Source organism: Microbacterium sp. Leaf288, from assembly GCF_001422925.1.
Taxonomy (GTDB): Bacteria; Actinomycetota; Actinomycetes; order Actinomycetales; family Microbacteriaceae; genus Microbacterium.
The window spans coordinates 51,036-65,437 of sequence record NZ_LMNI01000012.1 but is presented as its reverse complement, the minus strand read 5'-3'; the positions used below and the strand labels follow the sequence as shown (position 1 = coordinate 65,437).

Genomic DNA, 14,402 nt, shown 5'->3' with positions numbered 1-14,402 from the left:
GTCGGATCAGGATGCCGCGGGCACGGCCGCCGCGACCGCGTCCTCGACCGTCGGGTGCGAGAACACGAAGCCCGACGTCTCGAGCGCCTGTGGCACCACGTGCGCATCTGCGGTGAGGATCGCCTCCGTGGCGTCCGCGCCGAGCGCGAGCTTCATGCCCCACACCGGCGCGCGCAGAAGGAACGGGCGGTTCATCCTCACCGCGAGCGCGAACCCGAGGTCGTTCGCGGTGGCGCGGGTGGGGCCGGAGAGGTTCACGGGACCGGTGAGGCGGGCGTCGATCACGTGCCGGATGGCGCGCACCTCGTCCTCGAGCGAGATCCACGGCCATGCCTGCGTCCCGCGGCCGATCGGGCCGGAGAGGCCGAGCTTGGTCAGGAGCATCAGCGGCTTCAGCACGCCGTCGACGTGCACGATCGGGGCGGTGCGCAGCACCGACACCGCAGCATCCGTCCCCGCGCCGTACGCCGCGGCCTCCCACTCGCCGCAGAGATCCGCGAGGAACGACTCGCCGCGCGGTGCGTCCTCTGCGAGGCGCGCGCCCGGCACCGAGCCGTAGTAGCCCACGGCCGATGCCGACACGAAGTGCGGGGCCGCTGTACCGAGCTCGCGCACCGCGCGGGCGAGCGCGCGTGTCGGCGCGATGCGCGACCACAGCAGGGTGCTCTTGTACGACGGCGTCCAGGGGAAGCGCCCGATGCTCGCGCCGTTGAGCCCGACGACCGCGTCCGTCCCCTCGAGCACCGCGGGATCCAGCGGCTCGGCCGTCGTGAGCCACTCGACTTCGTGCGCGGCCGCGGCGGGCCGGCGCACGAGGGTCGTCACCTGGGCGCCGTCGGCGCGGAGGCTCTCGACGAGCGCCCGGCCGATCAGGCCGGACGCCCCGGCGACGACGATCCGCCGACCGTGGTCACCGCCCGGTGGGCCTTCAGGCAAGCGTGGCCTCGATTGTGATCTCGATGCCCGCCAGGGCCTGCGAGACGGGGCATCCGGCCTTTGCGCTCTGGGCGAGTCGCTCGAAGTCCTCGGGCTCGAGTCCCGGGACGACCGCGTTGACGTTCAGGTGGCTGCCGGTGATGCCCGTGCCCGGCTTGAACGTGACCGAGGCGGTGGTGTCGATCGACTCCGGGGGAGTGCCGTTCTCGGCCAGCGCGAGGGAGAACGCCATGCTGAAGCACGAAGCGTGCGCGGCCGCGATCAGCTCCTCCGGCGTCGTGACCGACGTGGAGCCCTCGCTGCGCGCCTTCCAGTTGACGGGGAAGGTCCCGAGGCCGGACGACACGAACGTGGTCTCGCCGGAGCCGTCGAACAGACCGCCCTTCCATACCGTGGTTGCTTCGCTCGTGACGGTCATGTGGGCCTCCTCGCTGGCGGGGCGCCCGCGTGCCGGGCGTCTCGCGTCAGCCTATGGCGTCGGGCTGCCGCACCGCGATGGGTTGACACCGGATGCTGCGCCCCTCGGTCCGCGGACGGCCGACGCGGCGTCAGGCCGACGCCGGGCGGGTGCGGCCGACGATGCCGGCGCGCTGCAGGAGGAGGTACAGCTGGCAGCCGAGGCAGAGCCCGAACACGGCGTTGAGGAACGCGGCGATGAAGGCCGCCGAGGCGGCGATCGTCAATGCCCACGGCACGCCGAACAGCTGCAGCACGAGACCGAGAGCCGACACGAACAGGCCGACGCCCTGCGCGAAGCGCGGCGGGCGCGGGTCCTCGAGCTCGGTCGGAGCCGACAGGCGCGGCGCCACGACCGCGCGGTAGAGCGCGCCCCACGGCGCGGTGCGCGGCGAGACGACGCCCCACAGGAAGAGCAGGGTCGTCACGAGCAGCAGGAGGAAGGCGGGGTCGAGGATCCGCTGGGCCACGCTCGCCGCGGAGATCGCCCATCCTTCGGCCGTCTGCGCCGTCGAGAGGCCGGTGAGCCCGAGGAACACGACGATCAAGAGGAGCACGGCGGTGATGCCGGCCGCGAAGCGCGGACCGCGGGGGTCGATGCCACGCGGGGTCGCAGCATCCCGTCGCTCAGACATTCGCGTCCTCCGCGATCAGCCGGTTGAGCTCGAGCTCGAGCACGTCGCGACCCGGGGCGCCGCCGAAGCGCGTCTGCACGACGCCGTTGCGGTCGAGCACGAGCGTGGTCGGCGTCTGGAGGACGTGGAAGTGCTTCGCGATGTCGGGGCGATGGGTCAGGTCGACGTCGAGGTGGCGCACGCCCTCGTGGTCGTCGGCGATGGCCGCGAGCGTGCGGTGCACACCCGGACAGCGGGCGCAGAGCTCGGTGCTGAACTGCAAGAGGGTGGCGACCTCGCCGAGCCCGTCGGCGCCGAGGCGGTGAGGTTCGACGACCTCGTGCTCGACGTTGCGGCGGGCCTGCGACTGTCGCCAGTTCAGGAAGACACCGAGTGCCACCGTCGCCGCAAGCAGCACGGCGAGGGCGATGAGGGCTCCGACCAGGGTCACAGCAGATCAGGCTAACCCCTTTCACCTGAATGGAGGCCGAATCGGCGAATATGACGCGATCGATGTAACAGAAGGCGACTCGGCGCTGTGAGGAGAGCACACGGTGCGGGCACGGCCGGGATGTCCCGGGGCGCGGGTATCGTGGCAGCCGTGACGACGCCGATCCCGACCCCGTACGAAGACCTTCTGCGAGACGTGCTCGAGCACGGCACCCACAAGGACGACCGCACCGGCACCGGCACGACCAGTGCGTTCGGCCGGCAGATCCGGTTCGACCTCGCACAGGGCTTCCCGCTCATCACGACCAAGCGCGTGCACTTCAAGTCGATCGCATATGAGCTGCTGTGGTTCCTCCGCGGCGAGTCGAATGTGGCGTGGCTGCAGGAGAACGGGGTCACCATCTGGGACGAGTGGGCGGATGCTGCGGGCGAGCTGGGTCCGGTCTACGGGGTGCAGTGGCGGTCGTGGCCGACGCCGTCGGGCGACCACATCGACCAGATCGCGCTCGTGCTCGACCAGATCCGCGCGAACCCCGATTCGCGTCGGCTGATCGTGTCGGCGTGGAACCCCGCCGACATCCCCGACATGGCGCTCGCGCCGTGCCATGCGATGTTCCAGTTCTACGTGGCCGACGGCAAGCTGTCGTGCCAGCTGTACCAGCGCAGTGCCGACCTCTTCCTCGGCGTCCCCTTCAACATCGCGTCGTACGCGCTGCTGACCCTCATGGTGGCGCAGCAGGCGGGGCTCGAGCCGGGCGACTTCGTGTGGACCGGCGGCGACTGCCACATCTACGACAACCACATCGAGCAGGTGCGCGAGCAGCTGACCCGCGAGCCGTACCCGTATCCGACGCTGCGCATCGCGCGCACGCCCGAGTCGATCTTCGACTACCGCTACGACGACTTCGTGCTCGAGGACTACCAGCACCACCCCGCGATCCGCGGGGCGGTCGCGGTATGACGGCCCCGATCGGCCTCATCTGGGCGGAGGCGCACGACGGCGTGATCGGCGCCGACGGCGGCATGCCGTGGCACGTGCCGGAGGACCTCGCCCACTTCAAGGCACTGACGCTCGGTGCGCCGGTCGTGATGGGCCGCCGCACCTGGGAGTCGTTCCCCGCGCGATTCCGCCCGCTGCCGGGGCGGCGCAACGTCGTGATCACCCGGCAGGAGCAGTGGACGGATGCCGGCGCCGAGCGCACCGCATCGCTCGGGGCCGCGCTGGCCCTCGCCGACGAAGGCGCGCCCGAGCGCATCTGGGTGATCGGCGGCGGGCAGCTGTTCCAGGAGGCCATCGAGCTCGCCGACCTCCTCGAGGTCACCGAACTCGATGTCGCGGTCGAGGGTGACACCCTGGCGCCCGACCGCGCCGGCTGGGTCTCGGCCGCGACGGACCCGGTCGACGGCTGGCACACGTCGGGTTCCGGCATCCGCTATCGCTTCCTGCGGCTGGTGCGGCCGGCGGCGCACGGCTCGCGCTGACACGGTAATAGGCTGGCGCGCATGGCGAAGACGGCGCTCATCACCGGTGCGAGTTCGGGTCTCGGTGCGGAGTACGCGCGCCAGCTCGCGGCGAAGGGCGCGCACCTCGTGCTCGTCGCGCGCGACCGGCAGTCGCTCGAGCAGCTCGCCGTCCGGCTGCGGTCGACCTACGGGGTCGAGGTCGAAGTGCTCGCGGCCGACCTGCTGAAGCGACGCCAGCGCGAGCGGGTCGAGGCGCGTGTCGCCGATGAGGCCCGGCCGATCGAGATCCTCGTGAACAACGCGGGGTTCGGACTGCCGCTGGCGTTCGAGCGCAACGACATCGAGGACGAGGTCCGCCACCTTCAGCTGCACGTCGAGGTGCCGATGCGCCTCACGCACGCCGCACTGGGCGCGATGCTCGCGCGCGGGCACGGCCGCATCGTCAACGTCGCATCGGTCGCCGCCTTCATCCCGCGCTCGACGTACGGCGCCTGCAAGGGGTGGCTCGTGAGCTTCAGCCGCTGGGCGAACGGCCGCTACGGTCCGCGAGGTGTCACGGTGACCGCGGTGTGCCCGGGCTACACCCACACGAACTTCCACGAGCGCCTCGGGCTGCCGCCGGGCCAGGAGGGCGTGCCCGACGGGATGTGGCTCGACGCGCGCGACGTCGTCGCCGAGTCGCTGCGCGATGCGGCACGCGGTGCGGCGGTGTCGATCCCTTCGCTGCGCTACAAGGCGCTCGTCGCCCTGGCCCGGTTCGCCCCGCCGTCGGTCGCCGCGCGCATCGGAGAGCGCGGCCGCTGAGCCGGCCCGGCGTCACCGGGGACCCCCTCCCTTTGCCGAAACACGGGTCGGCAAGGGCGACACGCCGGTGTCGGCTGCCGCGGCCCGGCGTGTCGCACGATCGACCCGTGTTTCGGTGGAATGCAGGCGGCGGTCACCGTCGAGCCCGGGTCGCCTGCAGTCGTCGTGAGATTCACCGGTCTGTGTGCCGAAGCACGGGTCGGTAACGGGGGCACGCCGGTGACGGATGCTGCGACCCGGCGTGTCGGATGACCAGCCAGTGCTTCGGTGGCAGCCGGGGAGGGGCCTCGTGCGCTCGGCGGTGCGACGGGGGAGGGAACCCGGGGTTCCTCCCCAGATGACTCGGCTCGGAGCTTCTCCACCGATCGACCCACCTGGTCCGCGGGTGCGAAGAGATGGCGCGACCGTGAGGCATGACCGTCGAATCCGCCGTCGATGCCGTGGAGCTCATCGGAGGCGTCGCGCGCACCCGGGACATCGTCGCGCAGGGCGTCCGGAAGAGTGACCTCGGCCGGGCCCACGCCGAGGGGCGCCTCCTGCGACCTCGGGTCGGCGTGTACGCGACGCCTTCGACCCCAACAGCAACCGTCGAGGCGCTGAGCCATCGCGGACGCATCGCATGCGTGACCGCGGGACGCGCCTACGGGCTGTGGCTCCTCGACGACGGCGATCAGGAACCGGTCCACACCTGGATCGACGAGAAGCACCACCCGATGCGGATCGCCATCCATCCCGAGCCCGAAGAAGGTGCATGCTGCGCCTTCCACCGTGACATCGCCGTCGACGAGCCGACATTGGCGTCCGTCGGAATCCTTCACTGTCTCCGGCAGATCCTTGCGTGCCGGGGCGAGGAGGCGTTCTTCGCGGCGCTCGAGTCGGCTCTGCGGCAGAGCCTGGTCGATGATCAGGCGCGAGAGCGGCTGAAGCTGAGCCTCCCCGCTGGGTTTCGCTGGCTCGTCGACTTCGCTCGCACCGACGCCGACAGCGGGCTCGAATCTCTCGTTCGGCTGCGGCTCCGCAGGTACGGGCTCGCGCTCACCCCGCAGGTCGCCGTTCCCGGGGTCGGCGTGGTCGACTTCGTCATCGGCGACTGCCTGATCGTGGAGGCCGACGGCGACACCCATGACGGACCGTCTCGGCACCGTGACCGCGTACGCGACGCCGCGGCGATGGCACTCGGCTTCATCACACTTCGCTTCGACTATGCGCTCATCGTGCACGACTGGGAGATCGTCGAGGCTGCGATCCTGGCCGCTATCTCGCGGAACCTGCACCGGAGCCCCGCCGGCCTCACGTGGTGAGAACGGTCTGCCTCGGTCCTACCTGCGGCACGCAGCATCCGCGTCCCTCCATTCGCGCGAGCGCCGAAACACGGGTCGACGACTTCGACACGCCGGCGACGGAGGTGCCGGCCCAGCGTGTCGCGCGATCGACCCGCGTTCCGGTGAAGCCGGGTCGCCGTCGTGGGGTGACCGTCACCGGGCGCGCCGGGGCGCGGCATCCCGATAACCTGAGTGCATGACGCATACGGGCAATCCCTTCGGACAGGTGCTCGTCGCGCTCGTCACCCCCATGACGGCCGACGGCGAGGTCGACTGGCCCGCTGTCGAGAAGCACATCGACGACGTCATCACCGCGGGGGCCGACGGCATCGTCGTGACCGGCACCACGGGTGAGACGTCGACCCTCACCGACGCGGAGAAGATCCGCCTCGTCGAGGTCGGAAAGGATGTCGCCGCCGGCCGCGCCAAGATCATCACGGGCGGTGGGTCGAACGAGACCGCGCACGCGATCGAGCTCTACAAGGCCAGCGAGAAGGTCGGCGCCGACGGCATCATGATCGTCACGCCGTACTACAACAAGCCCACGCAGGCGGGCATCCTGACGCACTTCCGCCTGGTCGCGGACGCCACCGACCTGCCGGTGATCCTGTACGACATCCCGGGCCGCACCGGCGTGCCGATCCGGTACGAGACGATCCTGCGTCTCGCCAAGCACCCGAACATCCTCGCCATCAAGGACGCCAAGGGCGACTTCAGCGAGGTGAGCCGTGTGCTCAACCAGACGGATCTGATGTACTTCTCGGGCGACGACGCCAACGTGCTGCCGCACCTCGCGATCGGCGCGACGGGGCTCATCGGCGTCACCGCGAACATCGCGGCGCAGCCCTACCGTGCGATCGTCGACGCCGTGAACGCGGGCGACCTCAAGACGGCCACCGCGGCGCACCAGCAGCTCGAGCCGCTCGTGCGCGCCGTGATGACCCACGTGCCCGGCACGGTGTCGGCGAAGTACATCCTCCACGGCCTCGGCCGCATCGGCAGCCCGCGTGTGCGGCTGCCGCTGGTCGGACCGGAGGAGTGGGAGGCCGCCAAGATCGAGGACGAGCTCGCTCTCGTGCACGATGTGCCCGGCGCCGACTTCTCGAACTTCCGCCCCGACCGCAACGCCGCCGCCGGCGGCGCGCTGCCGAAGGTCTCAGGCACCACGAGATGACGAATCGCGCCGTCGAACGGTCGACGGCGCGCAGATGACGGGCGTCCCAGCGCCCGGAGGAGGCTTCGCAATGCCCACCACCCCGTACGACCCGCCGGAGCTCGCAGCAGGAACCCTACGGATCGTCCCGCTCGGCGGCCTCGGCGAGGTCGGCCGCAACATGACGGTGTTCGAATACGGCGGGAAGCTTCTCGTCGTCGACTGCGGCGTGCTGTTCCCCGAGGAGCACCAGCCCGGGGTCGACCTGATCCTCCCCGACTTCGAGCCGCTCAAGAAGCGGCTGGACGACATCGTCGGCGTCGTGCTCACGCACGGCCACGAGGACCACATCGGCGCGGTGCCGTACCTGCTCAAGCTCAAGAGCGACATCCCGATCATCGGATCGGGGCTGACCCTCGCGCTCACCGAGGCGAAGCTCAAGGAGCACCGGATCAAGCCGTACAGCCTCACGGTGGCAGAGGGCCAGAGCGAGAACCTCGGGCCGTTCGAGCTCGAGTTCGTCGCCGTGAACCACTCGATCCCCGACGCTCTCGCGGTCGCGATCCGCACGCCCGCGGGTCTCGTGCTCGCGACCGGCGACTTCAAGATGGACCAGCTGCCGCTCGACGGCCGGCTGACCGACCTCCGCGCGTTCTCGCGGCTGGGGGAGGAGGGCGTCGACCTCTTCCTCGTCGACTCGACGAACGCCGATGTGCCCGGCTTCACGCCCCTCGAGCGGTCGATCGGCCCGGTGCTCGACCAGGTGATCGGCAAGGCGCCGCGCCGCGTGATCGTGGCGAGCTTCTCGAGCCACGTGCACCGCGTGCAGCAGGTGCTGGATGCGGCCGCCGCCCATGGTCGCCGCGTGGCCCTCCTCGGCCGCAGCATGCTGCGCAACATGACGATCGCCGAGGACCTCGGGTACCTGCACGTGCCCGAAGGCGTGCTGATCGACTACAAGAAGGCCCGGGACCTGCCCGACGACCAGATCGTCTACATGTCGACCGGCTCGCAGGGCGAGCCGATGGCCGTGCTCAGCCGCATGGCGAATCTCGACCACGCGATCGAGCCGGGCCCCGGCGACACCGTGATCCTGGCGTCGAGCCTCATCCCCGGCAACGAGAACGCGGTGTACCGCGTGATCGACGGGCTCACCAAGCTCGGCGCGAACGTGGTGCACAAGGGCAACGCCAAAGTGCACGTGTCGGGGCACGCCGCCGCCGGCGAACTGCTGTACTGCTACAACATCCTGAAGCCGAAGAACGTGCTGCCGGTGCACGGCGAGTACCGCCACCTGATGGCGAACGCGCGTCTCGCACAGGACACCGGGATCGAGCCCGAGCGGACCATTCTGGCCGAGAACGGCACCGTGATCGATCTCAAGGACGGCGACGCGCGCGTTGTCGGACAGTTCGACCTCGGCTTCGTCTACGTCGACGGCTCGACAGTGGGCGAGATCACGGACGCCGACCTCAAGGATCGCCGGATCCTCGGCGAAGAGGGCTTCATCTCGGTGATCGTGGTGGTCGACGCGTCGACCGGCAAGATCATCTCCGGCCCGGAGGTGCACGCCCGCGGGTTCGCCGAGGATGACGCGGTCTTCGAAGACGTCAAGCCCAAGATCGCCGCGGCGCTCGCCGAGGCGGCCAAGTCCGGCGTCCGCGACCCTCACGCGCTGTCGCAGGTCGTGCGCCGCACGATCGGCCGCTGGGTCAACCAGTCGCTGCGCCGCCGGCCCATGATCGTCCCGCTCGTCATCGAAGCGTAGCGAGATGACCATCAAGCGGAGTATCGAAGCGTAGCGAGATGACCATCAAGCGGAGAATCGAAGCGTAGCGAGATCGCCATCCGCGGAGTATCGAGACGTAACACGTGGGCCGTACCATCGGCGTCGTGGCCTCCTCGTTCCGCATCCGCCCCGCCGTGTCGGCAGACGGCGCCTTCCTCGGCGACATGGTCGTCGAGGCGGCGAACTGGCGCCAGGGCGGCACGCGACCCCGCCACGAGGTGATCGGCGGCGCCGATCACCGGCGCTACGTGGCGGGCTGGATGCGGCCGGGCGATGCCGGCTTCGTGGCCGAGGACGCCAACGGGGAGCCGGTGGGCGCCGCCTGGTACCGCATGCTCCCTCGTGACGACCCGGGCTTCGGGTACGTCGGCACCGGAGTGCCCGAGCTCATCATCGGCGTGCGTCCCATCTGGCGCGCTCACGGGGTGGGCCGCACCCTCCTGCAGAGACTGTGCGAGCACGCGGGAGCGCAGGGGTTCGCGCGCATCAGCCTCAGCGTCGAGCGGGGCAACTTCGCCTCGACGCTGTACCGCAGCGAGGGCTTCGCCGTCACGCAGAGCGGGTCGGGCCGCGACACGATGGTCAAGCGCCTGCGCTGAGGCATCCGGCGAGGCGGGCCTTCGCGACGCGCCGGGCCTGCGGCCGTACGGCGGCGTGGTTGCGGGCAAATGTCGGGGTGTCGGCCTACCGTGGGGGGATGGCCAGGAGCTCAAGCCCGACCAGCCGGTCGCGCGCGTCTTCGACCGCGTCGACGAACGCGCGCTCGAGCGCGTCCTCGTCGGCGCGCAAGCCCGCGGCCGCCAAGCCGGCCCCCGCACCCAAGCGCTACGTGAACGAACCCGACCGTCCGCCGGTCATCGCCCGGGCGTGGATGGGGCTCGCGCACGCCACCGGCAGTCTGTTCCGCGCATTCGGTCCCGAGGCGCTCGAGAAGGACCAGCGCCGCGACGGCTTCCCGTTCCTTCTCGTGCTGCTGGCGATCGCCGGCGCCGTGAACGAGTGGTTCTTCATCGGCAACGAGGTCGCGAAGACGATCAGCGCGTACACCGTCGGAATGCTGATCGGCCGTGAGGCCTTCGTCATGCCGGTGCTCCTGCTGCTGCTCGCGGGCTGGATGTTCCGGCATCCGTCGTCCGTGCACGACAACGGCCGCGTGGGCATCGGCTTCGGCCTGCTCGTCCTCACGATCGCAGGCTTCTGCCACGTCGCGGGCGGGCGCCCCCAGCCGAACCAGGGACTTCCCGCCCTGAGCGAGGCGGGCGGCCTCTTCGGCTGGATGGTCGGCGAGCCGCTCGCCATGGTCCTCACCGACGTCGGCGCGTACATCGTGCTGTCGCTGCTGGCCGTGCTCAGCATCCTGATCATCACGAAGACGCCCCCGAACCGCATCGGGCGCCGTCTGGGCGAGCTGTACGCCTGGATGTTCGGCGCCGAGCCGCGGGAAGAGAAGGCGACGACGGATGCTGCGGCCCCGGCCGCTGCGGACGACGGAGGCGACTCCTCTCTGCCGTTCTGGCGACGCAACAAGACCGGCCGCGAGAAAGACCCCGAGGGCGGCCTCGGCTCGCAGGACCTCACGGAGCTGCTGACGCCCGGCACGTCGCAGGGCGGGTTCGAGCAGGCCGTCGTTCAGCCCGTGACGCCACCCCCCGCGCCCCCGACGGACGCCCTCACCGAGGTCATCGACCCGGCGGTGCTGTCGGCGGCGAAGGCGGCGACCTCCTCGCGCACGTCGCTCCGCGACGACGCCGAGGTCATCGAGGACGACGGCACGCTTCCCGGCCTCGACGGCATCGGCTCGGCCACTGCCGTCGACTCGCCGTCCGCGCCGTACCGGCTGCCGTCCGTCAACTCGCTGGCCGCAGGATCGCCCCACGTGGCGCGCTCTCAAGCCAACGACGACACGGTGCGCGCGATCACGAGTGTGCTCGAGCAGTTCAATGTCGATGCGCGCGTCACCGGATTCTCGCGCGGCCCGACCGTCACGCAGTATGAGATCGAGGTCGGTCACGGCGTCAAGGTGGAGCGCATCACGGCGCTCACGAACAACTTCGCGTACGCCGTCGCCTCCAACGAGGTGCGCATCCTCGCGCCGATCCCGGGCAAGAGCGCCATCGGTGTAGAGATTCCCAACACCGACCGCGAGATCGTCACCCTCGGCGACGTGCTGCGCTCGCAGACGGCCACCAGCCAGACGCACCCCATGACCATCGGCGTCGGCAAGGACGTAGGGGGCGGCTACGTCGTCGCGAATCTCGCGAAGATGCCCCACCTCCTCGTCGCCGGCTCCACCGGCTCGGGCAAGTCGAGCTTCGTGAACTCGATGATCACGAGCCTCCTGATGCGCGCCAAGCCCGCCGACGTGCGCATGGTGCTCATCGACCCGAAGCGCGTCGAGCTGACGTCCTACGCCGGCGTTCCGCACCTCATCACGCCCATCATCACGAACCCCAAGAAGGCCGCCGAGGCGCTGCAGTGGGTCGTGAAAGAGATGGACATGCGGTACGACGACCTCGCGTCGTTCGGCTTCCGTCACATCGACGACTTCAACAAGGCCGTCGTCGCCGGCGAGATCACGCTTCCGCCGGGCAGCGAGCGTGTACTCAAGCCGTACCCGTACCTGCTCGTGGTCGTCGACGAGCTCGCCGACCTCATGATGGTCGCGCCTCGTGACGTCGAGGACTCGATCGTGCGCATCACGCAGCTCGCACGCGCCTCGGGCATCCACCTCGTGCTCGCGACGCAGCGCCCGTCGGTCGACGTCGTCACCGGCCTCATCAAGGCGAACGTGCCCTCGCGGCTGGCGTTCGCCGTGACGAGCGTCACCGACTCCCGCGTCATCCTCGACCAGCCCGGCGCAGACCGCCTCATCGGCCAGGGCGACGGCCTGTTCCTGCCGATGGGCGCCTCGAAGGCACTCCGCGTGCAGGGCGCCTGGGTGAGCGAGAAGGAGATCGAGGAGGTCGTCAAGCACGTCACTCACCAGGCGCGACCGGAGTACCGGGCCGACGTCGCGGCGGTGGCGGAGAAGAAGGAGATCGACGCCGACATCGGGGACGATCTCGAGCTTCTCCTCGCGGCGGCCGAACTCGTCGTGTCGAGCCAGTTCGGCTCGACGTCGATGCTCCAGCGCAAGCTGCGCGTCGGTTTCGCGAAGGCCGGCCGTCTGATGGATCTCCTGGAGTCCCGCGAGATCGTCGGCCCCTCCGAGGGCTCAAAGGCCCGCGACGTGCTCGTGACCGTCGAGCAGCTGCCGTCCGTCCTGGCTCGCATGCGCGGCGAGGACGTGCCCGCCACGGCGCCTGCTCCGGCGGCGCCCGCTCCGGCGGAGGACGACCGCTACGGAACGGATGCCGTGGCCTCGCAGTACGACGGCTACCCCGTCGTCGAGAGCGACGACGACGGCTCCGAAGACGCGTGGGGTCTCACCGGCCGCGACTGACCCCCGGCGCCGCGCGGCCGGGGCGCGCCGATAGGCTCGGGTCCATGGCGATCCCCCGGCAGCTGCCCAACGCGATCACGATCGTGCGCATCCTGTGCGCGCCGGTCTTCCTGTGGATGCTCCTGGCCGACGGGGGAGCGGACGGCGCCCTGCGGTGGTGGGCTGCCGCGCTGTTCATCGTGGCGATCGCGACCGACGGGATCGACGGCTACCTGGCCCGCAAGCACGAGATCGTCACCGATCTCGGCAAGCTCCTGGACCCCATCGCCGACAAGGTGCTCACCGGATTCGCCTTCATCGGCCTGTCCATCCTCGGCGAGCTGCCGTGGTGGATCACGATCATCGTGCTCATCCGCGAGATCGGGATCACGGTGTACCGGTTCATGGTCGTGAGCGACCACGTGCTGGCCGCCGCCTGGATGGGCAAGCTCAAGACCCTCGCCCAGGCTCTCGCCCTCTCCTTCGCCCTGCTGCCGCTGTGGACCCTCGTGGGCGACTGGATCTTCTGGGTCAACGGGGTGCTCATGACGATCGCGGTGATCCTCACGATCGCGAGCGGCATCGACTACATCGTGACCGAGCTTCGCGCTGCTCGCGCGAAGCGGAGGGACGCGTGACGGACGAGCCTTCCGATGGGACGGATGCCGCGGCCGCCGTGCTGCGCGCCCTCCAGATCCGCGGCTGGTCGATCGCCGCGGCGGAATCGCTGACCGGTGGCCGGGTCACCGCCACGCTGATCGATGTGCCGGGTGCGTCCGCGCAGGTGCGTGGCGGGATCGTCGCATACGCCACCGATCTCAAGACGACCGCGCTCGGTGTCGAAGCGGACCTGCTGGCGGCCCGCGGTGCCGTGGATCCCACGGTCGCCGAGGAGATGGCGCAGGGCGCTCGCCGTGTGCTGCGCGCGGACGTGGGCGTCTCGACGACGGGCGTCGCCGGGCCCGATCCGCAGGACGGGCATGCCGTGGGCACGGTCTACATAGCGGTCGCGACGCCCGAGACGGCCATCGTGTCGGCTCTCGCTCTGTCGGGAACGCGCGACGAGATCCGCACCGCGACGGTGCAGAGCGTGCTGGAGCTGGCACTCACCGTGTTGTGAGGCATCCGCGAATGGTGACATCCGGTCCGGGAACAGATGGTGTTTCGTCTCGGTTACATTCGGTGATTCCCACCCATTGCCCAGTTGTCGGGATTAGATTGGCATCATCCGGTGCTGTACTGTTGGGCACCCGGACGACGGTGGAATCAGAAGTGAGGAGGGGCCCTGATGATCCTGGTACGTCAAGAGATCGGCGAAGTGCTTCGTGATTTCCGCCAGCAGAAGGGGCGCACCCTCCGCCAGGTGGCGAGCCGCGCGAGCGTCGCGCTGGGATATCTGAGCGAGGTCGAGCGCGGCCAGAAAGAGGCGTCGAGCGAGATCCTCGCGTCGGTCGCCGAAGCCCTGGACGTCCCCATTTCGACGATCATGCGCGAGGTGGGCGACCGCATCTCGGTGCTCGAGGGCATCCAGCACTTCCCCGACGTGGTTCCCGACGACCTCGTGGCCTCGGTCGACGCCGAGCTGTCGCTGCGCTGATCGCCGCTCCGCAGTTCTTCTATGCGACGCAGTGAGTTCCAACGTGCCGTGGCGGACGAGTTCGGCGTGCGCGCGAACGCGGTCGTGACCGACCTGTACCTGTCGAAGGTGGGCGGTCGAACGGCCGCCGAGGCGATCGATGCCGGGGTGGACCCGCGCGAGGTGTGGCTCGCACTGTGCGAAGAACTCGATGTTCCCGCCGAGCGCCGATACGGCGTCGGACGACTCGAGCCGCGCCGCCGCTGACCCGCTCCGCGGTGCGCGTTCCGGTCGCCGCGACCCGGCGTGTCATCGAAGAAGTGTTCGAGATCCGCGTAGGCTCCTGCACAGCAGGTGTCGAGGGCGTGTTTTCCACGCAGCGGGAAGGAGCGAAGACGGATGTCGGAGCCCCTCCCT

16 protein-coding genes are annotated in these 14,402 nt (G+C 70.1%); 12 read left to right on the top strand and 4 right to left on the bottom strand.

The annotated features are described in order from the left end of the window. Positions 1-6 precede the first annotated feature (6 nt). The 4 genes from ASF40_RS13930 to ASF40_RS13915 form a co-directional block, all read right to left on the bottom strand. The gene (locus ASF40_RS13930) at positions 7-936 is read right to left on the bottom strand and encodes a TIGR01777 family oxidoreductase (protein ID WP_056370101.1); all 930 of its coding nucleotides are present in this window, start codon (positions 934-936) and stop codon (positions 7-9) included. Beyond that, positions 929-1,354 (bottom strand): OsmC family peroxiredoxin, encoded by a 426-nt coding sequence (locus ASF40_RS13925; protein WP_045297285.1) that lies wholly within the window; start codon positions 1,352-1,354, stop codon positions 929-931. The genes ASF40_RS13930 and ASF40_RS13925 overlap by 8 nt, the downstream gene beginning before the upstream one ends. A gap of 130 nt (positions 1,355-1,484) precedes the next feature. After that, positions 1,485-2,027, bottom strand: a complete 543-nt coding sequence (locus tag ASF40_RS13920) for a DUF4395 domain-containing protein (protein WP_056370098.1) — start codon at positions 2,025-2,027, stop codon at positions 1,485-1,487. Further along, on the bottom strand, positions 2,020-2,457 hold the full coding sequence (locus tag ASF40_RS13915) for a TlpA family protein disulfide reductase (RefSeq protein ID WP_056370097.1): 438 nt from the start codon (positions 2,455-2,457) through the stop codon (positions 2,020-2,022). Before ASF40_RS13915 ends, ASF40_RS13920 begins: the two co-directional genes overlap by 8 nt. A gap of 120 nt (positions 2,458-2,577) precedes the next feature. Here ASF40_RS13915 and ASF40_RS13910 point away from each other — a divergent pair, with 120 nt between their 5' ends. The 12 genes from ASF40_RS13910 to ASF40_RS13855 all read left to right on the top strand — a co-directional run bounded on the left by ASF40_RS13910 (position 2,578) and on the right by ASF40_RS13855 (position 14,252). Continuing rightward, the gene (locus ASF40_RS13910) at positions 2,578-3,417 is read left to right on the top strand and encodes a thymidylate synthase (protein ID WP_056370095.1); all 840 of its coding nucleotides are present in this window, start codon (positions 2,578-2,580) and stop codon (positions 3,415-3,417) included. Then, the gene (locus tag ASF40_RS13905) at positions 3,414-3,938 is read left to right on the top strand and encodes a dihydrofolate reductase (protein WP_056370092.1); all 525 of its coding nucleotides are present in this window, start codon (positions 3,414-3,416) and stop codon (positions 3,936-3,938) included. The genes ASF40_RS13910 and ASF40_RS13905 overlap by 4 nt, the downstream gene beginning before the upstream one ends. 21 nt (positions 3,939-3,959) lie before the next feature. Further along, positions 3,960-4,724 carry an SDR family NAD(P)-dependent oxidoreductase gene (locus ASF40_RS13900; protein ID WP_056370091.1) on the top strand — a complete coding sequence of 255 codons (765 nt, stop codon included), beginning with the start codon at positions 3,960-3,962 and terminating at the stop codon, positions 4,722-4,724. A 413-nt stretch (positions 4,725-5,137) separates the two neighbouring features. Continuing rightward, positions 5,138-6,025: a type IV toxin-antitoxin system AbiEi family antitoxin domain-containing protein gene (locus tag ASF40_RS13895; RefSeq protein WP_056370089.1), complete on the top strand. Its 888-nt coding sequence runs from the start codon at positions 5,138-5,140 to the stop codon at positions 6,023-6,025. A gap of 217 nt (positions 6,026-6,242) precedes the next feature. Next, positions 6,243-7,220 (top strand): 4-hydroxy-tetrahydrodipicolinate synthase, encoded by a 978-nt coding sequence (gene dapA / locus ASF40_RS13890; protein WP_056370087.1) that lies wholly within the window; start codon positions 6,243-6,245, stop codon positions 7,218-7,220. Between the two features lie 70 nt (positions 7,221-7,290). Next, positions 7,291-8,967, top strand: coding sequence for a ribonuclease J (locus ASF40_RS13885; RefSeq protein WP_056370085.1), 1,677 nt, complete (start codon positions 7,291-7,293; stop codon positions 8,965-8,967). Between the two features lie 125 nt (positions 8,968-9,092). Next, a complete protein-coding gene (locus ASF40_RS13880) occupies positions 9,093-9,587 on the top strand; it encodes a GNAT family N-acetyltransferase (RefSeq protein ID WP_157549774.1) in 495 nt (164 codons plus the stop codon). 98 nt (positions 9,588-9,685) lie between these two features. After that, the gene (locus tag ASF40_RS13875) at positions 9,686-12,430 is read left to right on the top strand and encodes an FtsK/SpoIIIE family DNA translocase (protein ID WP_056370083.1); all 2,745 of its coding nucleotides are present in this window, start codon (positions 9,686-9,688) and stop codon (positions 12,428-12,430) included. Positions 12,431-12,474: 44 nt separating this feature from the next. Further along, complete coding sequence (gene pgsA / locus ASF40_RS13870; RefSeq protein WP_056370081.1) at positions 12,475-13,047, top strand: CDP-diacylglycerol--glycerol-3-phosphate 3-phosphatidyltransferase; 573 nt, start codon at positions 12,475-12,477, stop codon at positions 13,045-13,047. Then, complete coding sequence (locus tag ASF40_RS13865) at positions 13,044-13,529, top strand: CinA family protein (RefSeq protein WP_056370079.1); 486 nt, start codon at positions 13,044-13,046, stop codon at positions 13,527-13,529. The genes pgsA and ASF40_RS13865 overlap by 4 nt, the downstream gene beginning before the upstream one ends. Positions 13,530-13,697: 168 nt before the next feature. Continuing rightward, positions 13,698-14,006: a helix-turn-helix domain-containing protein gene (locus ASF40_RS13860; RefSeq protein WP_056370078.1), complete on the top strand. Its 309-nt coding sequence runs from the start codon at positions 13,698-13,700 to the stop codon at positions 14,004-14,006. Between the two features lie 21 nt (positions 14,007-14,027). After that, positions 14,028-14,252, top strand: coding sequence for a DUF3046 domain-containing protein (locus ASF40_RS13855; RefSeq protein WP_056370076.1), 225 nt, complete (start codon positions 14,028-14,030; stop codon positions 14,250-14,252). Positions 14,253-14,402: the final 150 nt, after the last annotated feature.